Raw genomic sequence first — 22,409 nt, 5'->3', positions numbered from 1 at the left:
TGTCACCTTCCTGATTCTTTTCTGAATGTTTCTAGTCTATTCGCAATTTGATCGTCTACCCCAGTAATTCCCCATTCTTTCTCAACATTATGAATACCACCATACCCAGGGTGAAGACTTTTAGGTAAAGCCGCGGCCTGGCCTCCTTCTCCAATATGATGATGTCTCATTGGGTCTTTTAAGTAATCTGCATACTGTGGAAAATGTTTTATAAATTGTTCATCAACAACTGGGACTCTTCCTCTTTTAATCTTAGCAGTATTTTCAACACTCCAAAACTCAGGATTACTTTTTAGCAGCGTGTTAAAAAACTTTTTCGCATTTCTCTCCCAGCCAGCAGCATTTGTCCCAGATTTCCCCTTCCCCTTAAAATTCATCTCTACTACAAGCCTAGGATCAATTAAATACTTATTATCGTAGTTTGATAGTTCTCTGCCTTTATATCCTCTAATTCGATCGTATTTTCCGTCATTATTCCATTTACCCGCCATCTTCACAATCCCAAGATCCTTAACAGCCGTCTTTTCCACATCTACACGTACTGTCGGGATTCCGAATGTGAAGCCATCAGGAGTTACAGGGCGTTCTGCGTACACGCGGACGTTTGTTGGGACTTTGAATTGTTTTACTTTTTCTAGTGTCTTGTTAGCTGTTTGAACTTTTGAATGGGTTGCAAGCGGGATGCCTTTGTTTACATGCTTCGCCAATACACCAGCACCAACCAAACTCAACGCCGCTTCCAGCGCACCCGTTTTCCGCTTCTCCTCAGACACTTTGTTTCCGAACATATCTCTGCCTGTGACGGCTTCTGAGAAACCGTTTGAGGCGACGAGGCCGTATGCGCCCATTTCTGTCATTTTGAGAATGTCTAAGGATTTTCCGGTTTTATAGACGTCTAAAGCGTGTTCTGCGGCCATGACGGTTTTTCCGGTTTTGTAGATGGCTTTTCCGCCTTTGAAAGCGCGGCCCGCCCACCCGACGACCGGTATGAATCCGGCGGCGGCCATTGCTCCCGCTGTGACGCGTTCTGCGGTGGAGAGTTTTTCTCCGGTCACCGGATCGACGCCTTCGGCTGCTCTTTTATAATCATAATAGCCAGTGACTTCTCCGGTAAAGTTGCAGATACCGTCCCATGTTTTCTCGTACCATGGTTTATTGGCTTCTTTTTCAGCCTTTTCCTGAAGCCGTCTTGCTTCGGCCTGCTGGGCTTTTGCATCAATATAGTTCGTTCCCTGCTTTTCTGCTTCAATGACGCTTTTGTAGATTTCATTGCTGTGGAAGGCTTTTTTGTCATAGTACATAGGGGATGCGCTTTTCCCGTTGCTGGTGGCTTGCATGAGAACGGAATATTTGCTGAGAACCGCGTTGTCCAGAGATTCTAAATTTTGATATTCAGTGGTCAGGGATTCATCAAGCTTATCGACTGCCGTGATCGTGTCACGTCTGGTTTTCTGGGCATCGCCCATTTTATCTGCGTAATCATCAAGCGTATACGTGTCGAGATGAATAATATCGCTGATGCCTGACAAGATGGAGTCGATTTCGGCTTTATGGGCGGAGACAATTTCTGAAGCCTTCAAGTCCGCGTTGGGCAGCTCATGCTCCAAAAACGAAGTCTCCACATATGAATCGCTGAGTTCTTGATCTTTAATATCACCTGAAATGCCGTTTAAAAACGCAATTTGAGCAGAAACAAGCGTCAGCCAGCTTTCGGCGATTTCCGCTTGTCCCTGAAAGAAATCCTTTATATTGTCTGCGCCTTTCCCTTTCAAAGCATCACCCAGATCAGCCATGCCTTGAAAGGCTTTTTTGAGCGCATTCAGCTGTTCTTCAAGAGCTTCGTATTGTTTCTTTCTCTTGTCTGCTTCATCCGTTAACGATTGTGATTCAAACACTTTGCTCATCGGCAAGTCCTTTCTTTCGTTATTTTACGGCGATCGCCTCGTCCTGTTCTTTCAGGGAATCTACGTTGTCTTTTACGTCCGCGATGTTCTTATGAACGGCTTGCTTATATTCGCTGATCATGGATACAAGCTTTGCCTCGCGGGAGTGGTACTTGGAGGTATAGTCAAGCTTGTTTTTACCGTTTGAACCCGCATTCCCGATCGAAACGGCCTCCAGCGCGCTGCTGACGGATTCAAGCTGTTTCATGACGGCTCCGTATTTGAGTTTTATTTCTGTCATTAAAACCAACTCCAGCTTCTTTTGATTGATTGTATTTTGTCTCCCACGGCGTCAAGGGCTTCTTCACCAAGCGTCAGCAGGTGCTCTGCTTCTCTCGCGATGCTTCTGGCGGCAAGGAGCCCTCCTTTTTCAATTTCAAGCTGTGTCATCTTTAAGCCGATCCGATAAATATACCCGTCGTATTTGTCTGTAACGATTCTGTATGCCTCTGTATGGGCCTGATCGCGCCGCTCATCAAATTCCTCAGCGAAAGTGCCGGTCCAATGATGATCCAAGTGCGGTCTGAGGATGTCTTTGATTTCAGACACGCCCTCTTCCTGCAGAGATTCTATATCTCTCTTCGCTTCTTTTAATTTATCAATTTGGTGTTCGATCTCGCCCAGTTTATGGCTGATTGTGCTGTTAATATGGCTTAATGTGCTTGAATGGCTCATCTGTTTTCACCTCGTCTTACGCAAAAAGTCGTACAAAAAGCACAGACTTTTCCATACTATATTTCCATATATTATATTTTAAAATAGACAGAAAGCAGCTTAAATAGGTTAAACGGCTTATTTTCAGCAGCCGAGGTGCTCTTTATTAACGCCAAAAGACTCATGCAATCGGCACGTTCATTCACAGACCTCCTCTATATATCCATGATAAATTCCCTAAAAAAAGGAGCCGGTTATCAATAACCGTCTCCTTTGCCGTGTATCATCATTATAAATATAATAAAGGCCGGCGCGGAGGCCGGCCTTTCAAGTGACAGAATCAGTCTGAGGCAGGACGGCTTTTCTTCCGATTGAGATATATTCCACGCCCGCCTGCTCCGCTTCTTTAAGCGAGTGGCAGTTTCTCCCGTCGAAAATAACCGGAGTTTCCATCAGCTCTTTGTAGGCTTCAAGCGGAAAATGCTTAATATCTTCCCAGTCTGTCAAAATCAACACGGCATCAGCTCCCCTGACCGCTTCTTCTATAGACTCCCGATAGGAAACCCCGGCCGGGAGCAGCTCGGAAGCCCGGAATGAAGCGATCGGATCGTACGCTGTCATCCGGGCGTCAAGAGCCGCCAGACGATCCGCGATGACAATGGACGGCGCATCCCGCATATCATCGGTATTCGGCTTAAAAGACAGCCCTAATAACGCTATGGTTTTTCCCGTAACTCCGCCGAGCCTGTTCAGCACTTTATCAACCAGCATGGACTGCTGGTTATTGTTGACTTTAATGACGGACTTCAGCAATTCAAAATCATGCTCCACATGTCCCGCGATCTGCACGAGGGCGTTTGTATCCTTCGGAAAGCAGGAACCCCCGTAGCCGATGCCGGCTCTTAAGAATTGATTGCCGATCCGTTTATCCAATCCCATTCCGTGTGCGACTGATTCCACATCCGCACCGACTTTTTCACATATATTAGAAATTTCATTAATAAAACTGATCTTTGCCGCTAAAAAAGCGTTCGATGCATATTTGATCATCTCGGCGCTTCTGATATCCGTATGATAAACCGGAATGGCAAACGGCGCGAAAACCCGGTCAAGCGTTTCTCCCGTCTGCCGGTCCTCAGTTCCGATTACGATGCGGTCGCCGTGAAAGGTATCGTGAATCGCCGAACCTTCACGGAGAAATTCCGGATTTGAGGCGATTGAAATAGTTACGTCCGATTTCAGCCGTGAATGAATAACTTCGCTGATCCTGTCATTCGTTCCCACGGGAACTGTGCTTTTTGTCACGACGATCGCATCTTTAGAAATAGATTCGGCAATCCGTTCGGCGACATTTTCAATATAGGTAAGGTTTGCGTGCCCGTCTTCTTTTTGCGGCGTTCCGACCGCTATAAAAATAACCTCTGCTTCCGCAAGCCCTTTTTCGTAGCTCGTTTCAAAGGCCAGCCGATGCCGGCCAATATTTCGTTTCATCATATCTTCAAGGCCCGGTTCAAAGATAGGGGATATTCCCTTTCTCATCTGCTCAACCTTACGTTCGTCAATATCTATACATGTTACGTCATGGCCGATTTCTGAAAGAGACACTCCTGTCACAAGACCGACGTAGCCTGTTCCGATCACTGTTATTTTCATCGTGTTCCCCCAACCGTTTAGAAATTGCTGCTGGGCAGCTTACCGTTATTAGCATATGATCCCGGCGCCGGCAGAATGCCGGTAGCCTGCGGTCATGATAGAAAAAACGGTGCCGGCCGCTGATTATAGCATAAGCATAAAAAGATCATCTTGCAAAACAGCCGCTTATGCTTCATTTAAACGGGGTAGGGAAGATGGTTAAAAAAGACCCCAGCGCTTACGGCGGGCCACAGGCAGCGGAGGTTCCTTATAAACGGCTTTGTTTTCAACGAGAAGCGCAGCGTTTTCCGTAAGCATGTAAACCAGCTCCGCCCCGGCTTCTTTTTTCAGAACACCGAGCGCCTCCTGATAATAAAAATTTCTCGACCCGAGATTATGAGCGTCAGATGCGAGAAAGTGGATCAAATTCGCTTCAATAAGCTGCAGTGAAAAGCTCTTCGCTTTCCGACCGAATGCTCCGGCAAGGCAGCCGGCCGTCACTTGGGCAGCAGCGCCTTTCTTTACAAGACTGTAAAGGACGGACGGATTTTCGCGGATTTCTCTGTTCCGCTCCGGGTGGGCGATGACAGGGACATATCCCCTCAGCTGCAATTCATAAAATAGCCGTTCGGCATAGGCCGGAACATGATCCGCCGGAAACTCCGCCAGCACATACTTTGTATGATGGAGCGGGATAAGCAGGCCGCTTTGAAGACCTGCCAGCAGATCTCCGTCTGTTCTGATTTCCTGGCCGGGAAGAACGGTGAGCGGAATGCCTTCCTTATTCAAACGTTTGTTTAACAGTCTGACCGCTTCTTTGACCGTATGCCGGTCCGTGTCATAGCGGTATTTCACGTGATGCGGCGTCGCAATGATCGTATCAATTCCCTGTCTGACCGCTTCTCTCGCCATCTCGAGGCTTTCTGTATCATCCGCCGCGCCGTCGTCTATGGAAGGAAGGATGTGGCAATGGATATCTATCATATTTTAATCCCTCCTTCTTAAAAAGAATGGACCGCGCCCATTATGACATTACTGTCCATAATAGGCGTAGTCCGAGTGTTTCGTTTGTTTTTTTCCGTTCATCACGGCTCCGAGGAGCTTGCACGGGCAATAATCGAGCGCTTCTTTCGCCTTGGCCGCTTTTTCCTTGTCCGTTTTCCCGCTTGAGATCACCATAATGGCCCCGTCAGTATAGCTGCCTAATATTTTCGTATCGGCTACGGCCAAAACGGGAGGCGTGTCCAAAATCACCTTATCATAAACTGCGGATGCTTCTGACAGAAGATCTCTCATGGCCCCCGTCGATAAAAGCTCCGCCGGATTGGGCGGGATCGGCCCGCTCGTTAAAATATCGAGATTGGCTTCCTCAGCCCGCAGGACGGCTTTCTGAAACGGAATCTGTTGTAACAGCAGCGACGTTAAGCCGGTTCCGTTATCCAATTTGAAGGTGAAATGAACCGTCGGTTTGCGCAGATCCGCATCAATTAAAAGCACTTTTTTCCCCTGCTGGGCAAATACGACGGCAAGATTGGCCGCGGTAGTCGACTTTCCTTCTTCCGGACCTGCGGATGTGATTAAAAGGGACTTCACCTCCGTATCGACGGAAGAAAATTCAATGTTTGTACGGATCGTCCGATATTGTTCTGAGTTGATGGACTTCGGCTCTGACATCGTAATCACGCTTCGTTTTGCCGGCTTGTCTTTTTTACGCGTCAACTTGTCCGCCTCCCGCTTGTTTGGTTTCTGCCATCCTCAAATTTTTGGCAACGCTGTCTTTTGAGCTGATTGAAGTAACCGTTCCCAAGACCGGGATGCCGAGCAGCGATTCCAGCTGTTCCTCCGATTTGATCGTATTATCCAGATGTTCCAGCAAAAAGGCGAGACCGATTCCGCCCAAAAGTCCGGCTGCAAACGCAATCGCGATGTTCAGCTTACGGTTAGGCTCTGCCGGTGACTGGCTGTCCGCCGCTTCGGCCTTTGAAAGAATGCTGACATTATCCACATTCATGATGGCCGTGATCTTGTCCTGAAAAACGGCTGCAACCGTATTTGCCATAACGGCCGCCCGCTTTGCATCCGTATCCCGCACGGCGATCGTCACGACTTGTGAATCCTGCTCGCTGGATACCGTGATTTTCGATTCCAGCTCTTTCGAAGTCATGGACAGATTCAGCTCTTTAATCACCTCATCGAGGATGACCGGGCTTTTGATGATGACATTATACGTGTTGATTAATTGGAGGTTGGTTTGAACGTCATTGAATTGGACTTCTTTTTGATTGTTTTTGGATTGACTGACCAAAATTTGCGTTGAATTTTCATAGACCGGCGTAAGAGCGAAGAAACTGATGAGTCCGCCTGCGGCAGATGCCGCCGCGGTGATAATAAGTATAAACAGCAGACGCTTTCTCAGTATTGCGAATATTTCTTTTATGCTTGCGGATTCTCCCATATAACCTCCATATCACTTTCCGTGTATTCCTATTCCCTCCAATGAACTTTTCCAATTACGATTATACAGATTTGAACTGTCATTTCTAACCTTTTCAAATGACAATATTCGACAAAAATACATAAACACTTCTATTCGGTTTATTTTTGTAAGCGCTTTAGACGCTGTTATCACAGGAACAATAAAAAATCCCGCGGTCAAGAGCCCGCGGGACTTTATGTTGCATATCCATTTTTAATATGAGAAATCAAATTCTCAAGCATTTCTTTAGTGGTCATCTCAGAGGACTGCTCACCGATGTCGTGCGCATGCATTAAAATCTTCAGAAACTCCTCTTGATCTAACTTCGTTTTCTTCATCATTCGTTTCCTTTCGGCTTCCATTAAATTGAAAACAAGATTATTATATGCTGTCGGGTGCTGTTTTGCAATCTCTAATACATCATTCGACACACTCGGGTTTTTATGTCCTTTTTTAGGAAAAACTTTTTCCGGACCATGTGTTGCGATATAATAGAGGAATTGGAATCTTTTTATTTTGTGACTCGTTAGGAGCGATAATCATGCTTCAGGATATGATTGCTAAAGAAGATGTGCTCGCAGCGGCTGAACAGCTTAAAGAACTTCTTCCTTACAATGAAGACAATGTTCAGCTGATGAAGAAAGCACTCATTTTATATCGGCAGGATTCCGTCTATCGTATACAGGTTCAAACCCCGACAGAGGTTTCCGCGTATGTGCAGGATGTTGTGCCTGTAAGGGTCACGCTGAACTTATTTTTCATGGTGAAAAGCGGCTGCGCATGCCCGTCTGAGGCGATCTGCCGCCACGTGCTGGCCGTTTTTCTTTACGTATATGCCCAATTTGAACGGGTCGGTTCCTTTACCGAGCATTGGCTGGAAAGAGAAAAGCTTGAGGAAAGCAAGGAGCTTGTCCGCCGGCAGTTTCAGGAAAAAGTGCTGCCGAATGAAGAGTCGCTGTCAAGCTGGCTCGCTTTTTTTGATTCGGAATTCTCGCTGTGGGAGGCGCGGACACCGGCCGGAAGCCAGACGATGCAGGGGCTTTATTACGGCTATTTGTCAGCGCTCAAAAAACATGCCCCGAAAAAACCCGAGCTCAAAAGCTTATATCAGATTCACTCGGCGCTTGCCGTCTGGCTTCACATGTTTACTTTGATTGAGTCAGGCAGACTGGATGCCGAAAAAGATTATTACAGCATCAATCCATACGTCGAACAGCTGATGGATACGATTTACTCCTCCATTGACAGACTGAAAACGTATGCCTTGTCTTTCTCGCTTGATCCCTTTTTGGACCGGACGCCTCCGGTGATCCGCAGGCTTCTGCTGAAAGAGGAGCTTTTTCAATACGAACGCCTCCGGGTATTCGGTGAAGTTTGGAGCTCGCTTTTGAACCGGCCGAAATGGGTCGCGCGTGAACAGGAGATTCTCGCACAGGAAAGCGGCCGCCGTTTTTCGCCGGAAGTACGGTTCGGACGGCTTCATTTGGCCTTTTTGCAAAAAGATGATGCAGCGGTCTTTGAAGATATGTCTCGCTTCCCTTCCGAAGCGCTGCCTTATACCTTTCAATGGCTCAGTGAGCTCACCGCCAAAAAAGACTGGAAACGGCTGAAAACATGGTACGGTCAGATCGAACCTCTTGCCGTGAACTACACGAAGCTTGATAAGCCGTTTAAAGAAATGCGCGATATTATCGGAGAGCTGTTTGTGCTGCTGGCGGATTATGCGCGGCACTCACGGGATGATCAGCTGTTTGAACGGTTTGCCTCCGGCTGCCTTCCCTATACCTTTACAGAATACAGCCAGTATCTGTACGAAAAACGGCGGTATGCGGAGTGGGTGGAGATTCACAGCCTCGTCGGTTTTTCCGTATGGGAAATCGAAAAGGACATCCTGAAGGAAATTGCCGCCAGTGATCCGGAAGCGCTCATCCCCTCCTATCACCGGGCGGCGGCCTTTTTTATCGACCAAAAAAACCGCAGCGCCTATAAAGAGGCTGCGCGCCATCTGAAAAAACTGCGGACGCTTTATAAAAAGGCAAAAAAACAGCAGGTTTGGGAGCGGTATATCAGCCAGCTGAGCGCAAGCTACAAGAGGCTGCGCGCCCTTCAAGAAGAATTGCAGAAAGGAAAGTTGATTGATGGCGAGTCTTAAGGAAATTTTCATTCATGTAGAACAAATGGAAGATTGGACATTTACGCTGTCAAGCCATGATGAGAAAGAACAGCCGCTTACGCTCAGTCAGATGAAGACTCATCTGTTCCAATGGCATGAGTCCACCTTTTACGGAACGTTTCTTGAAGACGTCAGCTTCATCGGCACTCCGGCTGTTCTGCTCAGCCCGTGGATGACCGTCGAGCTGCTCGGAAAAAACTCGTTCAATTCATTCAGCACCGTTCAGCTGACAAAGGAAACGGAACCATTAATCGAAGCGGCTTCGACGATATACGAATTTATAGCCGACGGCGATTTTCTTCCGGATTATGAGGCTTGGCAAAAGGGCGTCCTGCGCTTCAAAGACCGCGAGCTTTTGCTGGAAGGCTTTACGGCAGACTGGTTCTCGGCCGCGGTTCAGGACTACATTCAGTACAATGATGACCTGCGGGAAAAATGGCAGCAGATCGAAACCCGTTCGCCGGCCGTTCATACGTTTAAAGGCTCCTTTTTGGACGAAGATGATTTTCTTGAGGGAATCGGCTGGAATGATGATCTGACGCCGTTTACCGTCGGGCTGCGATTAAACGAGCCTGATTTTGACGGTGACGACTGGAAAATCGAAATGTTTTTACGCGAGAAAAAAACCGGAGCCATCACCTTTTTCGACGGACTGAAGGGGCTGAAAAAAGCGTGGCAGGCATACAGCGGAAAAATCGCGCGTGAACAGGACCGCTTCCGCCGAACGGTTCCCTGGCTTTCATTTGATTCGGGAACGACGCTCATTTCTGAAGAAGAAGCTTGGATCTTCTTATCGGAAGCGAGTGAAACGCTTGTCGATATGGGCGTGGAGATTCTTCTTCCATCGTGGTGGCAGATTGTCCGGGAAAGCAATATGATGCTCAAAGCAAAAGTGTCATCCTCGCCGCGGGGCGAGTCCTTCGTCGGCATGAATGCCCTGCTTGATTTCAACTGGAGATTCGCCACAAACGGAATTGAGCTGACAGAGGATGAATTCAATGAGCTTGTCGCAAACAACAGACGTCTCGTCAACATCCGCGGCCAATGGGTGAAAATTGATCCGCAATTTATTAAACAGATGAAAAAACTGATGGAAAAAGCGGAATCTGAGGGTCTCCACATGTCCGACGTGCTGGCGCGCGAACTGATGGATCACGGGGAAAACGGAGCCGAGGACACGGACATCATTGACTCATCGGCATTTGCCGGGATCAAGATCGAATTATCAAAGCAGCTCAGAAGCCTGATCCGCAAACTGACGGATGCCCGGGATCTGCCGGAGCATGAAGTCAGCGCCGCGTTTCAGGGACAGCTCCGCCCTTATCAGGTGTACGGCATGAACTGGCTTCTCTTCCTGCGGGAAAACGGCTTCGGCGCCTGTCTCGCAGATGATATGGGACTGGGAAAGACGATTCAGATGATCGCCTATTTTCTTCATGTGAAGGAAAGCGGCCGGCAAAAAGCGCCTGCCTTAATCATTGCGCCGACATCGGTGCTCGGCAACTGGCAGCGTGAGCTCCAGACCTTCGCGCCGCAGCTGAAGGCCGTGCTTCATTACGGACCCCGCCGACCGAAGGAGGAAGCATTTATCCCGGCCTATCAAGACGCGGATGTCGTTCTTACTTCTTACGGCCTCTCGCACGCCGATCAGGAAGAGCTTTCTTCCGTGACATGGAGCACCATCTGCCTTGATGAAGCGCAAAATATTAAAAACGCGCATACGAAGCAGTCCCGCGCGATCAGAAAGCTGAGAGGCGTCCATCATATCGCGCTGAGCGGAACACCGATGGAAAACCGCCTGACAGAACTTTGGTCGATCTTTGATTTTATGAACAAAGGCTATCTCGGCAGCCTGACCGGCTTTCATAAACGCTATGTGCTGCCGATTGAAAAAGACCGTGACGAAAAAAGAATCAACCAGCTTCAGCAGTTAATCCGGCCGTTTTTACTGCGCCGGACAAAACGGGATGAAGAAGTGGCGCTTAATCTCCCTGACAAGCTGGAACAAAAAGAGTTTATCCCGCTCTCGGCCGAACAGGCCTCCCTTTATGAGCAGCTTGTCAAAGATACATTTGAACATATGGCTTCTCTGACCGGCATGCAGCGGAAAGCGCTGATTTTGAGCATGCTCGGCCGCTTGAAGCAAATATGCGACCATCCTGCGCTCTATTTGAAGGAAGAACAGACAGAGCTGTTAAACGGGAGATCCGTCAAACTGGAAAAGCTGCTTGACTTAATGGCGGCGATCCGCGGACAAGGGGAAAGCTGCCTCATTTTTACCCAATACATTCAGATGGGCAACATGATGAAGCGCCTCTTGGAAAAAACATTCGGAGAGCCTGTTCAGTTTTTAAACGGAAGCCTGTCCAAGCAGGAACGCGATTCCCTTGTGGAACGGTTCCAGAAGAAAGAATACCCGACGCTGATTTTGTCACTGAAAGCGGGCGGAACCGGTCTGAACCTGACGGCTGCCAATCACGTCATTCACTATGACAGATGGTGGAATCCGGCGGTGGAAAACCAGGCGACCGACCGCGCCTACCGAATCGGCCAGGAGCGGTTCGTCCACGTGCACAAATTAATTACGACAGGAACGATTGAAGAAAAAATTGATGCCATGCTCGAAACGAAACAAACGCTGAACGATCAGATTATCCAAAGTGAAAATTGGATTACCGAGCTGTCGTCCGATGAGCTTGAAGAATTATTCACCCTCAGCGCATCGGCGCAATCACATTAAACGCAAAAAGGCCGGCTCTCTCGGAAGAGCCGGTCTTTTAAAATGCCGTCCTTACTGTTACGCCGCATTTGCCATGAATGCGTCACGCCAGTCGTGAACAGTATCGCCAAACCTTTTAAAGTAAATTCCTGATCATATGCGCAACGCCGTTTTGATCATTTGTCAATGTAACGGCGTCAGCGATCTCTTTAATGTCTTCTCTCGCATTTCCCATCGCTATGCCTTTTCCGGCCGCCTGAAGCATTGAGTAATCATTTAAGCTGTCACCGACCGCTGCGGTTTCAGCCATCGGAATGCCGAGCTTTTGCGCCAGCCGTTTAAGCGCCTGCCCTTTAGAAGCATGGCGCGACGACAGTTCAAAATTGTGATCGGCAGAGCTGACAAGGGTGAGGTCTTTCTGATCGCTGAATCGGTCCCAGCCCGCTTTCAGCTTCCGCTCATCAAACGAAAACCCGAGAATGTTGTAAAAATCCAGACGTTCATCTTTCTCAAAGAGCTCACGGTATGATTGAATGTAAGCAAAGCCCGACTGGCTGTATTGCACAGAAGCCGCCTGCTCCAAAATAGAAAGGTCGGTTTCCGGATTGGCGCTTTTTACGCGATCCATTTCGATATCGAGCAGCTCCCTGCCGGTTTCAGGCGTATAGATGGCTTTGTTTGTAAACACCTCATAGTAATATTGGTTCTCTTCAAGCCAAGACAAAATCCCCCGGGCCCTTGTTTTTTCAATCGCATCACAATGGTACAGGCTGCCGTCAGGAGCATGAATGGCGGCTCCGTTTGCGCTGATAATCCAAGTTTTTATGCCGAGCGGTTCGAATATGGAGTGCACGTCAAAATGCGCGCGTCCCGTGGACACCACGATTTCAATTCCCGCTTGCCGGGCTTCTCTTAAAGCCCGCTCGTTTTCATCGCTTACTTGATGACTGCTGTTCAGCAGTGTGCCGTCCAGATCTATGGCAATCAGTTTCACATGTCCTCATCCTCTTCTTCAGAATCAGTTACAAGCAATTCTACGCCGTGCCGGTCGAGCAGATCGCAAAAATCCTGATCAGGCAGCCGATCGGTGATCAGCAGGTCAACCTCGTGCAGGTCTGCATATTGATAAAAACTCGTACGGCCAAGCTTGGAATGATCGCTCAGCGCAATAACCTGTTCCGCCTGCCGGATCATTTTACGCTTGACCATGCCGTCTTCTTCATGCGGTATCGTCAGACCGTTTTCCGAGATGCCGACAACGCCGATCAGCACCTTATCGGCGTGATAATCCCCCAGTTTTTCCACCACAGAAGCGCCGTATAAAAACCGGTGTTCCTTTTGCAGCTTTCCGCCGAGCAGATGAATGTCAATTCCCTCTTTTGCAGAGAGGATATCGGCCTGATTGATCGAATTTGTAATAACAGTGCAGCCGGTGACATTTAAATGCTCGGCGCAGGCCTGAACGGTTGTGGAGGTATCCAGGATGATCCGGTCTCCTTTATGGATCAGGGAGGCGGCCAGTCTGCCGATTTTATTTTTCTCTTCAGAAACGGTTTTCAGCCGGCCGGAATAGCCAGGCACTTCCTGATGCACAGACGGCAGAATCGCGCCGCCCCGTGTTCTGATAATGGCCCCGCGCTCTTTCAGCTTGACAAGGTCCCGTCTTGCGGTGTCTCTTGAAATATGAAGCAGCGAACATATCTGTTCAGCGGTGATCCGCCGATGCCGTTTCAAATATTCCATTATCGCAATCAGTCTTTCTTCTTGATACACGTCCTCATTCCTTTTTTCGTCACTTATCTGTAAGTAATTATAAGTTTTTATCTTAAAACATTCAATTATTTTAAGTGTTTATAAGCAAAATCACTTCTTTTTAACCATTTTTTAGACCCCGAACCAAAAAAACCAGTCTTTCGACTGGCGTATAGGAAGGGGGTATTGCGGGGCCCGCCAAAAGGCGGGAAAAAGAGGAAAAAAAAGCATGTTATTCAGCCAGCGGCTCTTTCCGTTTTTGATCCATAAACCGAACGGTATCAGCCATGACCTCGGTCACATAAACTTTTACGCCGTCTGTCTTTTCATAGCTTCTCGTCTGGATTCTGCCGCTCACACCGACCAATGACCCTTTTTGGCAGTACAATGCTGTGTTTTCAGCGCTTTTTCTCCAAATGGTGCAGTTGACAAAGTCAGTTCCGGTTTCACCTGACGCGCTTTTAAAATTGCGGCTGACAGCCAAGGTAACATGAGCCACGGCAATGCCCGCTGATGTAAAACGGAGCTCCGGGTCTTTCGTCAGCCGGCCGACAAGCATCACGTGGTTAAACAAGCCGTATCCTCCTCTCTTTTCGAGGGTGGCTTCATTGTAGTACAAGAGCTCCTGAAAGCAAAAAGCGGAAAAAACCGTTATCCGTTTATGCCTCTCTTATGATTTCGCTTTTCTTTCAGATAAAAAAAACTTTTTCTTTTGACCGCTTATGTAATATGTATTTTTGAGCAGCCGCGAAAAAAGTTTCGTTTTAAGCCAGTTTTTCTCAAACATCCTGACAAACTTTCCGCCGTCCCATGCGAACCAGTAAAAACTCAGCTTTTTATCAGCCAATGAAAGCTGAATTTTATACTGTTCCATGCGGTCTTTTGTTTCATACAAAAAGACGACATTCCCTCTTCTGTTAAGATGCACCTCGCACTCTTCCTTTTTGGATACTAAGTAGGAATGATCGTCTTCCCGCCTTAAGCCGTCTTCTATATAAATTTCCTTCAGGCGCAATTGATTCATAAGCATCTCTCCATGACTATATTCTTTTACATTATAATGAAAAAATAGAAATGATTAAATGTTGACCGCCTACAAAAATGATGAAGCATGTCTTACAGCATTTTCCCGGAAAAAGTGATATGTGTTATAATAAATGAACGAAAAAACATGGACAACAGGGGTGAAAATAGAGATGAAGACCTTTAAACTGGTTGATCTGAATGTGGAACGTTTAGATAAAGACGATCGGCCGATTGAACAGTTTCCCCTTTTAGACGGATTGATTATCAATAAAGAAGACGGTGAAAACCATTGGTTAATTGAAGCTCTGGTCCCGGCCGAACACTTTTCTTTTTTTGACATGCTGATGAAAAGCCAGAAAGAAGCGAAGGTGTTTGTAACGATTACGAAAAAAAGCAACCGTCCCGCCCAGCTGACGGGAAGCATCAAAAATATCGTCGAGCTGGAAAAGAGTATACAAGTTTTAATTTACGGTCAAATGGTGTCAAGAAATCACCCCGGATCAGAAAGCATTCTGGAGTCGCTCGTGAAAGAAGGATACTCAGGCAGCCGGCTGATTGAAGCATTCAAACAAAAATTATAATCATGAAAAAGGCCGGACGTTAATCATCCAGCCTTTTTTTATGCCCTAGTCATTGTGATGCGCCCGCTGTTTCAGCAGATCTCTGATTTCAGTCAGCAGTTCTGTCTGCTGATCTGTTTCTTCGGCTTCTTCCGCCTCTTCTTCAGCTTCTTTTTTACGTCTCAGCTTGCCTATTGTGCGAATCACGATAAAAATAGAAAATGAAATAATGAAGAAGTTCACAATCGTTTGTATAAAGCTTCCGTACTTGATATGGGCGTCGCCGAATGTCACTGCCAGTCCTGAAAAATCAAGGCCGCCAAGAAGAAGACCGACAAGCGGCATAATGATATCTTCAACGAGTGACGTCACGATTTTCCCGAAAGCGCCGCCGATGACAACACCGATTGCCAGATCCATAATATTGCCCTTCATCGCAAAGCTTTTAAATTCTGACCACATTACATTCACCCCTTTCTACACGAAATGGGCTTTTTTATAAGCCCATTTGTTTATTTTTATTCTCCGAGTGCAAAGGTTAATTCGGCTTCACACACGAGCTCGCCGTCAACTTTGGCAACGCCTTTGCCGCGTCCGATCGTACCGCGTGCACGTGTAATGTCCACTTCAAGCTCCAGCTTGTCACCCGGTTTTACCTGCTTTTTGAAACGGCAGTTATCAATCCCCGCAAAAAACGCGAGTCTGCCCCTGTTTTCTTCTTTAATCAGCATCGCCACAGCTCCGACCTGCGCCAAAGCCTCTACGATTAATACGCCCGGCATAACAGGGTATTCAGGAAAATGGCCGTTAAAAAAATCTTCATTCGCCGTCACATTTTTATATCCCGCCGCCCGTTTTCCTTCTTCGACTTCCGTAATTCTGTCTACCAGAAGAAACGGATAGCGATGGGGAATAATTTCTTTAATTTGCTGAGTATCAAGCATTCTCTTGACATCTCCTTCATCGACAATAGTATGTATAGAAGGTATAAGTGGTAACCAATCTGTACATTTGGAAGTATATTATGAATCAATTTCTTTTTCAACCGCGCTATAAACTGTAACCAGCTGGCAATGAGCCTCGTCCATTAATGTGTTATGATGAATAAAGATTTTTACCCTAAGCAAAGAGGTTGGAAGATGATTGCTAAGTTTACTGAAAAACGCACGCTGGTGATGCTGAATGAGTGGTATGACGCCATGGGAAAACGCCAATTCGATCTAGCCCGTTCCCTTCACGAACAAATCAATCAGCATCTCCCCAAATTACAAAAGAATGCAAAGCTCAATCTCAGATATCAGCTGTTTTTTGCACGGTTTCAGCTGCTGTTTGAGAAAAAAGACGGGCTGGTTAAACTGTTCTGTGAGCTGAAGCGGCGCAAAGATGAGATGGATCATGAATTAACTTATTATTTCCATTTTTTTAAAGGATTATTCCATATGGTGAACGGCACTCCGAACCGGGCTGTCTGCCGCTTTAAAGAAGCCGAACAGTACCTGCCGGCCATCCAGAACCGTATTGAAGCCGCTGAATTTTATTATAAAACAGCGGGTGCTTATTACATGATGAAGTCGCCTCCGCTTTCCATTCAATATGTCAACAAAGCGCTGAAGATCTATCAAAATGAATTCGGCTACATCAAAAAAACGCTCAGCTGCCAGCTGCTTCTCGCCGTAAATTACATAGACGAGGCACGCTATGAAGACGCTGAACAGCTCTTCAATGAATCCATAAAAATAACAGACCGCATCAATGACAATAACCTGCTGTGCCACGCTTATTACAATTTTGGTTTTTTAAAGACCGCTCAGAAAAAAGATAAAGAGGCGCTTCCTTTTTACAAAAAGGTATTGGGCAATCAGCGTTTTGAAAAGGAGTCTCCCGTTTCCTACCTTCATTGTGTATACGAAGCGGTCAGAGCACTTTTTAAAACCGGATGCTCCGCCGAAGGACAAACCGTGCTGCAGAAAGGATTATACATAGCTGACAAAGTGCAGAACAACATCATGAAACTGAAGCTGGCCGCGCTCAAAACACTGTATACCTCTCAGGAAGATCCGTACGACCGATTGCAGAAGCTCGTGCTGGAGCTGCAGAAAATTGAAGCGTGGGTGGATTTGGAAGTGCTGCTTCAGGATATTACGGATTACTACAAAAAAAAGGGCGATTTTGAGAAAGCCGCATTTTTCATCATGCGCGGCTGATCAAAACGCCCCCTTCTTTTATTATCTGACTGAGTTGATTAAGCCCAGCATTTGGTCTCCCAATGTAATTGTGCGGCTGTTCAGCTGGTAAGAACGCTGCGACACGATTAAGTCGGTCATTTCCTTAGACATATCGACATTTGAATTTTCAAGCGCCCCCTGCTCCATGCCGATCCCCTGCCGGTTTGCGCCGGTCAGCTCTTCAATCGCTGAAGCTCCCGCACCGTTTACGGAAAACAGATTATCCCCTTCCGCATGAAGCGCCTGAGGGTTATTGACATTGACGATGCCGAGATTAAACGTCTGAGAACGGGTCCCTGCCTGGTCTGAAGCTGTCAGGGTTCCGGCTTTGCTGATTTTCAGCTTAGTCAGTGAGCTGTCAATTTGGATGGGCTGACCGTTCTCATCGAGTATGGGATTGCCTCCCGCCGTCATCAGCTGCAGAACCCGGTTATTTCCGCCGGCCGGCTTGAGGGTGAGTGAGCCGTCCCTTGTATACACCCGCCGTCCGTCCGCTTCTGCCTGGAGATATTGATATGGTGATGTGAACGCGATATCAAGGTCACGGTCGGTTTTTTTGATGCTTCCCTGCCCTGAATCCAGCTGCGGCGTCATCATCGCTCCGGCGCCGAGACGCAGGCCGGGCGGTGTTTTCCGGATGTTCGGCGAATTTTCCTTTTTATCATCTATTTGATTATACTGCTGCCTGATCAGCTCGGAAAAGCGGGAGTCCCTCGCTTTATAGCCTGTCGTATCACTGTTTGAAAGGTTGCTGCTGACTGTATCCATCTGCTGCTGAAGCTGGTTTAAGGCTGTTGAAGCCGTCAGCATTGATCTGAGCATCATAATTGAACGTCCCCCATTTTATTACACTTTGCCGATTTCATTTGCGGCTTTATCCATGCTTTTATCGTAAGCCTGAATGACTTTCTGATTGGCTTCAAATGATCTGTATGCTTCCGTCATTTCTGTATACGTGCTTGTCACGTCCACGTTTGAAAGCTCCGAGACGCCTTGTTTTAAGGTATACGAGACTTGGGGATTCGCCGTCGCACTCGGCAGTTCAGAGCCGTCGGCCGTGCTGTATAGGTCATTGCCGTCCCGTTTCAGATTGCGCACGTCTTCTTCCATTCTGATATCAATCTGCCCCGCCGGCCGGCCGTTTGTTGTGACCGTGCCGTTTTCTGATACGGTGAATTTTTCATTGTCGACTGTAATCGGCTGTCGGTTTGTTGATAAAACAAGATTTCCGTTTATCGTAAGCTGATTGTTTTCATTCAATGAGAAAGTGCTGCTTTTTGAATAGCGGACGCCGCCCGCAGTCTGAACCGGATAAAACAGCTCGGCGTTTTCATTCGTTTTGGCATTCTTGGGAACCTGATTCTCCATAAGCGCGATATCAGTCGGCCGATCGGTCGTTTTCAGGCTTCCCTGCGTGAACAATGGTTTCAGCTCCTGCATGTACACGCCTGTGTTGACGGAACCGATTTTCGTTTTTTTGTCGCCTTCTATTCGGCTCAAAAGCATTTCGGGAAAGGCGCGGATTGAACCTTGATCCTCTTTGTACCCTGATGTATTCGCGTTTGCGATATTATTTGACAGCATTTCCGTTCTTCTCTGCTGTGTAATCATTGCGGACGTTGCGGTATATAATCCTTTTAACAAGTCTTCCACCTCTGAAATAGCATGATTTCCAGTTGCTCAACCGGAACATTTGTTCCATAATGAAGATCAGCATTTTTTCTTATTATCGGATTTACATTCCCTTTCGTGAAGGGTTTTACAGAAAAAACCTCATTCTTTTTCAAGAATGAGGTTTTATGATCAGCTCAGTTTGCGTTTTGGAAGCTTGTCCATGTTATCAAGCATGACGCCGGTTCCGACCGCAACACAATCCATCGGATTCTCAGCGACAAGAACAGGCACCTTCAGTTCTTCGGCAAGAAGCTGGTCAAGTCCGTTTAACAGCGCTCCCCCGCCGGTAATGATGACGCCGCGGTCGATGATATCAGCAGACAATTCAGGCGGTGTTCTTTCAAGAACCTGCTTGGCAGCCTGCACAATGACGGCAACTGATTCACGAAGGGCTTCTTCCACTTCTTTGCTGTTTACTGTAATCGTTCTCGGCAGACCGGAAACCATGTCACGGCCGCGAATGGTGATTTCTTCATGACGTGCGTCTGGGAAAACCGTTGCGACCTTCACCTTAATATCTTCAGCGGTACGCTCACCGATCAGCAGCTTGTACTCGCGTTTGATATAATTTAAGATTTCCATGTCAAACTTGTCCCCAGCCATCTTAATAGAAGAGGAGGTGACAATATCGCCCATAGAAATAACTGCGATATCCGTCGTACCGCCTCCGATGTCAACAACCATGTTACCGCTCGGCTGGAAGATTTCCATACCTGCGCCGATAGCGGCAACTTTCGGTTCTTCTTCAAGGTACACATGCTTTCCGCCGCTTTTTTCTGCGGCTTCTTTAATCGCTTTTTGCTCAACGGACGTAATATTCGTCGGGCAGCAGATCAGCATACGCGGTTTTGAGAAAAGTCCTTTTACATTCAGTTTATTAATGAAGTGTTTCAGCATGGCTTCTGTTACTTCGAAGTCTGCGATTACGCCGTCTTTCAGCGGACGGATCGCAACAATGTTCCCAGGTGTACGTCCAACCATTCGTCTGGCTTCTTCGCCGACCGCCAGCACTTTGCCGCTGTTTTTATCAAGCGCCACAACGGACGGCTCATTCAGAACAATTCCTTTTCCTTTTACATGGATCAGTACATTTGCAGTACCGAGGTCAATTCCAATATCCCTTGCAAACATCTATTTATATCCTCCTTGATATCTGTTTCACAGTAAAATATCCACATTGTGCCCTAATTATATATATTATCATAATTTATCAAAAAAAAGCTGCTGAACGAGATAAGTTCTTGACAAAATTTTGCGGATATTCGCGAAACCGCCAGGAGGAAAAAAAGGGAGCCGGCAGACGTCAGACGCTACGGCTGCTGAACGGGCTCCCCTTCTAGAATTTCATCTTTTTTGTACTTTAATTTCGTCGCCTCTCCCCCTCTTAAATGTCTGATGGATTTATGATAATCGAGTATTTCTTTTACTTCATTCGCCAAGTCAGGATTGATTTCAGGCAGGCGCTCTGTCAGATCTTTGTGTACGGTACTTTTGGAAACACCAAACTCTTTCGCAATGACACGAACGGTTTTTTTCGTCTCCACGATATACTTACCAATCTTGATTGTTCGCTCTTTGATGTAATCGTGCACACCACTCGACCTCCCCAGTTGGATGTGAGAAGTGTGAAATGAGATCCGTATTCTGTAACAGATTCACTGATGATGCAGCTTCTTTGTTGTCCGATTATATAAGAAGGTTTTTGAAATATGCCCACGATCCCTCACCTCAAACACTCTCTTTGATAGGTTTGTAACAGTGTATTAGCAATGAATTGGGAATATGCTAAAAACTCAATAAGGACAAGGGACGGATCGCAATTTTCTGCTTTTTGAACGGGGGGCTTTACATCCGCGCGATCCTGCTGTAGAATGAAACAGCGCAATTAGTTACTTAGGTAAGTTTTTTGAAAAGGAGAACGGAAATGATCCCCGTCAACAGACGCCTCATTCATCAAATCAATCAATGCGCCCGCCTGATTACGAAGAAAGCCAATGAGCGGCTGGAACCATTCGGCCTGTACTCCTCTCAATGGTCAATCCTATATTGCTTGAAAACGATCGGACCGATGACCCAAAAAGAAATCTGGTCCTATCTGAATGTGGAGGCGCCGACCGTTACCAGAACGATCAAACGCCTTGAAGAAAACGGCTGGATTCAGCGGGAACAGGGAGAAGACAAGCGGGAAAAGCTCGTCGTCTTGACGAAGGAAGCTGAATTGAAATACGACTGCATCAATCAAGAGATGCTGAAGTTCGAGGAAGACATGCTTGCGGATTTCCAAGATGGAGATAAGGAAGCTTTTTCTGAGTTTCTGAATGTGTTTTTAACGAAATAAAAAAGAAAGGGAAGTGCTGTACTTTTGAGTAAATCTGACTCGATCTGGACCAAAGATTTTATTATGGTCGTACTCGTGAATTTATTTGTCTTTGTGTTCTTTTATACATTTTTGGCCGTGCTGCCTATTTATATGATTCAGGAGCTTGGCGGCAGTGAATCGCAAGGAGGGCTTTTGATCAGCCTGTTCCTGTTATCTGCTATTATTACCCGTCCTTTTTCAGGGTCGATTATTGAACGGTTCGGCAAGAAAAGAATGACGATTGTATCTCTGGCGCTGTTCGCCCTGTCTTCTTATCTGTATTTGCCGATACACAATTTCTATCTGCTGCTCGGACTGCGTTTTTTCCAAGGCATCTGGTTCAGCATTTTAACGACGGTCACGGGTGCAATTGCCGCTGACCTTATTCCCGCCAAGCGGCGCGGCGAGGGACTCGGTTATTTCGCGATGTCTATGAACCTTGCCATGGCGATCGGTCCGTTTCTCGGGCTGAGCCTTGTGAAAGTCATTTCATTCCCGGTTTTCTTTACGATTTTCGCCGTGTTTGTTTCTTTAGGCTTGTTAATTGCTTTCATGATTCGCGTGCCGGATCAAAACAACAGCGGAACGACTGTCTTCCGTTTTTCTTTCTCCGACATGTTTGAAAAAGGCGCGCTTAAAATCGCGATTGTCGGGTTGTCCATTTCTTTCTGTTATTCAAGTGTGACTTCATATTTATCTGTTTATGCAAAGACGATCCATCTGTTGGATGTCAGCGGCTATTTCTTCGTCTGTTTCGCCGTGACGATGATGGCAGCCCGTCCTTTCACAGGAAAGCTGTTTGACAAAATCGGGCCGGGAATCGTCATCTACCCGTCGATTATCGTGTTTTCCGCAGGGCTTTGCATGCTGGCGATGACAAACAGCGCCCTCATGCTTCTCTTATCCGGCGCCGTCATCGGTCTCGGCTACGGCTCTATCGTACCGTGTATGCAGACTTTGGCGATTCAGAACTCGCCCGGACACCGTTCAGGCTTCGCAACGGCTACCTTCTTCACTTTCTTTGACAGCGGGATTGCCGGCGGGTCCTATGTTTTCGGCCTCTTCGTCGCTTCGGCCGGATTCCATTCGATTTATCTGGCAGCGGGGCTGTTCGTCCTGATCGCTTTACTTCTGTATGGCTGGAGCCAGAAAAAAAGAACGCCGCTTGAAGCGGACGGAAACGTTTCAATCGCAGACTGATATGACAAAAAGCCGG

Annotated in this window: 24 protein-coding genes; 6 read left to right on the top strand and 18 right to left on the bottom strand. The window is 47.1% G+C overall.

All coding sequences use genetic code 11. The features are described from left to right. Positions 1-2: 2 nt before the first annotated feature. The 8 genes from ACH32G_RS07080 to ACH32G_RS07045 form a co-directional block, all read right to left on the bottom strand. Positions 3-1,904: a T7SS effector LXG polymorphic toxin gene (locus ACH32G_RS07080; protein ID WP_448814142.1), complete on the bottom strand. Its 1,902-nt coding sequence runs from the start codon at positions 1,902-1,904 to the stop codon at positions 3-5. 19 nt (positions 1,905-1,923) lie between these two features. Then, positions 1,924-2,184 (bottom strand): YwqI/YxiC family protein, encoded by a 261-nt coding sequence (locus ACH32G_RS07075; RefSeq protein WP_016937698.1) that lies wholly within the window; start codon positions 2,182-2,184, stop codon positions 1,924-1,926. After that, entirely contained in the window at positions 2,184-2,618 is a 435-nt protein-coding gene (locus ACH32G_RS07070; protein ID WP_016937697.1) for a DUF5082 family protein, read from the bottom strand. Before ACH32G_RS07070 ends, ACH32G_RS07075 begins: the two co-directional genes overlap by 1 nt. 306 nt (positions 2,619-2,924) lie before the next feature. Further along, the gene (locus ACH32G_RS07065; protein ID WP_448814141.1) at positions 2,925-4,250 is read right to left on the bottom strand and encodes a UDP-glucose dehydrogenase family protein; all 1,326 of its coding nucleotides are present in this window, start codon (positions 4,248-4,250) and stop codon (positions 2,925-2,927) included. A gap of 198 nt (positions 4,251-4,448) precedes the next feature. Next, a complete protein-coding gene (locus tag ACH32G_RS07060) occupies positions 4,449-5,213 on the bottom strand; it encodes a tyrosine-protein phosphatase (RefSeq protein WP_448814140.1) in 765 nt (254 codons plus the stop codon). Between the two features lie 48 nt (positions 5,214-5,261). Further along, the gene (locus ACH32G_RS07055; RefSeq protein WP_095241279.1) at positions 5,262-5,903 is read right to left on the bottom strand and encodes a CpsD/CapB family tyrosine-protein kinase; all 642 of its coding nucleotides are present in this window, start codon (positions 5,901-5,903) and stop codon (positions 5,262-5,264) included. A 34-nt stretch (positions 5,904-5,937) separates the two neighbouring features. Continuing rightward, positions 5,938-6,684 (bottom strand): YveK family protein, encoded by a 747-nt coding sequence (locus ACH32G_RS07050; RefSeq protein WP_448814139.1) that lies wholly within the window; start codon positions 6,682-6,684, stop codon positions 5,938-5,940. Between the two features lie 215 nt (positions 6,685-6,899). Next, the gene (locus ACH32G_RS07045) at positions 6,900-7,043 is read right to left on the bottom strand and encodes a hypothetical protein (protein WP_014471134.1); all 144 of its coding nucleotides are present in this window, start codon (positions 7,041-7,043) and stop codon (positions 6,900-6,902) included. Between the two features lie 203 nt (positions 7,044-7,246). On the opposite strand from ACH32G_RS07045, the gene ACH32G_RS07040 reads away from it, so the two are divergent. Both ACH32G_RS07040 and ACH32G_RS07035 read left to right on the top strand, forming a co-directional pair. Continuing rightward, positions 7,247-8,857: an SWIM zinc finger family protein gene (locus ACH32G_RS07040; RefSeq protein WP_099745197.1), complete on the top strand. Its 1,611-nt coding sequence runs from the start codon at positions 7,247-7,249 to the stop codon at positions 8,855-8,857. Then, positions 8,844-11,618: a DEAD/DEAH box helicase gene (locus tag ACH32G_RS07035; protein WP_448814138.1), complete on the top strand. Its 2,775-nt coding sequence runs from the start codon at positions 8,844-8,846 to the stop codon at positions 11,616-11,618. The genes ACH32G_RS07040 and ACH32G_RS07035 overlap by 14 nt, the downstream gene beginning before the upstream one ends. A gap of 115 nt (positions 11,619-11,733) precedes the next feature. Here ACH32G_RS07035 and ACH32G_RS07030 read toward each other — a convergent pair whose 3' ends face one another. From ACH32G_RS07030 to ACH32G_RS07015, 4 genes are all read right to left on the bottom strand, one after another. Next, positions 11,734-12,591 carry a Cof-type HAD-IIB family hydrolase gene (locus ACH32G_RS07030; RefSeq protein WP_099744603.1) on the bottom strand — a complete coding sequence of 286 codons (858 nt, stop codon included), beginning with the start codon at positions 12,589-12,591 and terminating at the stop codon, positions 11,734-11,736. Further along, the gene (locus ACH32G_RS07025; RefSeq protein ID WP_328221744.1) at positions 12,588-13,370 is read right to left on the bottom strand and encodes a DeoR/GlpR family DNA-binding transcription regulator; all 783 of its coding nucleotides are present in this window, start codon (positions 13,368-13,370) and stop codon (positions 12,588-12,590) included. The genes ACH32G_RS07030 and ACH32G_RS07025 overlap by 4 nt, the downstream gene beginning before the upstream one ends. A 211-nt stretch (positions 13,371-13,581) precedes the next feature. Then, complete coding sequence (ssb, locus tag ACH32G_RS07020; protein WP_264819280.1) at positions 13,582-13,923, bottom strand: single-stranded DNA-binding protein; 342 nt, start codon at positions 13,921-13,923, stop codon at positions 13,582-13,584. A 96-nt stretch (positions 13,924-14,019) separates the two neighbouring features. After that, positions 14,020-14,373 carry a hypothetical protein gene (locus tag ACH32G_RS07015; RefSeq protein ID WP_016937686.1) on the bottom strand — a complete coding sequence of 118 codons (354 nt, stop codon included), beginning with the start codon at positions 14,371-14,373 and terminating at the stop codon, positions 14,020-14,022. A gap of 172 nt (positions 14,374-14,545) precedes the next feature. Here ACH32G_RS07015 and ACH32G_RS07010 point away from each other — a divergent pair, with 172 nt between their 5' ends. Further along, complete coding sequence (locus tag ACH32G_RS07010) at positions 14,546-14,956, top strand: YwpF-like family protein (protein WP_016937685.1); 411 nt, start codon at positions 14,546-14,548, stop codon at positions 14,954-14,956. Between the two features lie 45 nt (positions 14,957-15,001). On the opposite strand, the gene mscL is transcribed toward ACH32G_RS07010, so the two are convergent. Continuing rightward, complete coding sequence (gene mscL / locus ACH32G_RS07005) at positions 15,002-15,397, bottom strand: large conductance mechanosensitive channel protein MscL (RefSeq protein WP_016937684.1); 396 nt, start codon at positions 15,395-15,397, stop codon at positions 15,002-15,004. A 56-nt stretch (positions 15,398-15,453) separates the two neighbouring features. Continuing rightward, the gene (fabZ, locus tag ACH32G_RS07000; RefSeq protein ID WP_003151242.1) at positions 15,454-15,879 is read right to left on the bottom strand and encodes a 3-hydroxyacyl-ACP dehydratase FabZ; all 426 of its coding nucleotides are present in this window, start codon (positions 15,877-15,879) and stop codon (positions 15,454-15,456) included. Positions 15,880-16,074: 195 nt separating this feature from the next. Here fabZ and ACH32G_RS06995 point away from each other — a divergent pair, with 195 nt between their 5' ends. Beyond that, positions 16,075-17,139 carry a response regulator aspartate phosphatase gene (locus ACH32G_RS06995; RefSeq protein WP_016937683.1) on the top strand — a complete coding sequence of 355 codons (1,065 nt, stop codon included), beginning with the start codon at positions 16,075-16,077 and terminating at the stop codon, positions 17,137-17,139. A 21-nt stretch (positions 17,140-17,160) separates the two neighbouring features. On the opposite strand, the gene ACH32G_RS06990 is transcribed toward ACH32G_RS06995, so the two are convergent. From ACH32G_RS06990 to spoIIID, 4 genes are all read right to left on the bottom strand, one after another. Next, a complete protein-coding gene (locus tag ACH32G_RS06990) occupies positions 17,161-17,982 on the bottom strand; it encodes a flagellar hook-basal body protein (protein ID WP_448814284.1) in 822 nt (273 codons plus the stop codon). Between the two features lie 24 nt (positions 17,983-18,006). Continuing rightward, entirely contained in the window at positions 18,007-18,804 is a 798-nt protein-coding gene (locus ACH32G_RS06985) for a flagellar hook-basal body protein (protein ID WP_448814137.1), read from the bottom strand. A gap of 159 nt (positions 18,805-18,963) precedes the next feature. Continuing rightward, positions 18,964-19,965 carry a cell shape-determining protein Mbl gene (gene mbl / locus ACH32G_RS06980; RefSeq protein ID WP_016937680.1) on the bottom strand — a complete coding sequence of 334 codons (1,002 nt, stop codon included), beginning with the start codon at positions 19,963-19,965 and terminating at the stop codon, positions 18,964-18,966. 179 nt (positions 19,966-20,144) lie between these two features. After that, complete coding sequence (gene spoIIID / locus ACH32G_RS06975) at positions 20,145-20,426, bottom strand: sporulation transcriptional regulator SpoIIID (protein ID WP_003151236.1); 282 nt, start codon at positions 20,424-20,426, stop codon at positions 20,145-20,147. Positions 20,427-20,758: 332 nt separating this feature from the next. Here spoIIID and ACH32G_RS06970 point away from each other — a divergent pair, with 332 nt between their 5' ends. Together ACH32G_RS06970 and ACH32G_RS06965 are read left to right on the top strand one after the other, a co-directional pair. Then, on the top strand, positions 20,759-21,172 hold the full coding sequence (locus tag ACH32G_RS06970) for a MarR family winged helix-turn-helix transcriptional regulator (protein ID WP_016937679.1): 414 nt from the start codon (positions 20,759-20,761) through the stop codon (positions 21,170-21,172). Positions 21,173-21,196: 24 nt separating this feature from the next. Further along, the gene (locus ACH32G_RS06965) at positions 21,197-22,393 is read left to right on the top strand and encodes an MFS transporter (protein ID WP_045926376.1); all 1,197 of its coding nucleotides are present in this window, start codon (positions 21,197-21,199) and stop codon (positions 22,391-22,393) included. The last annotated feature ends 16 nt before the right edge of the window (positions 22,394-22,409 follow it).

Source organism: Bacillus sp. CIS52, assembly GCF_053545315.1.
The sequence above is the reverse complement of the archived record's forward strand: the minus strand, read 5'-3'. Positions and strand labels throughout refer to the sequence as shown.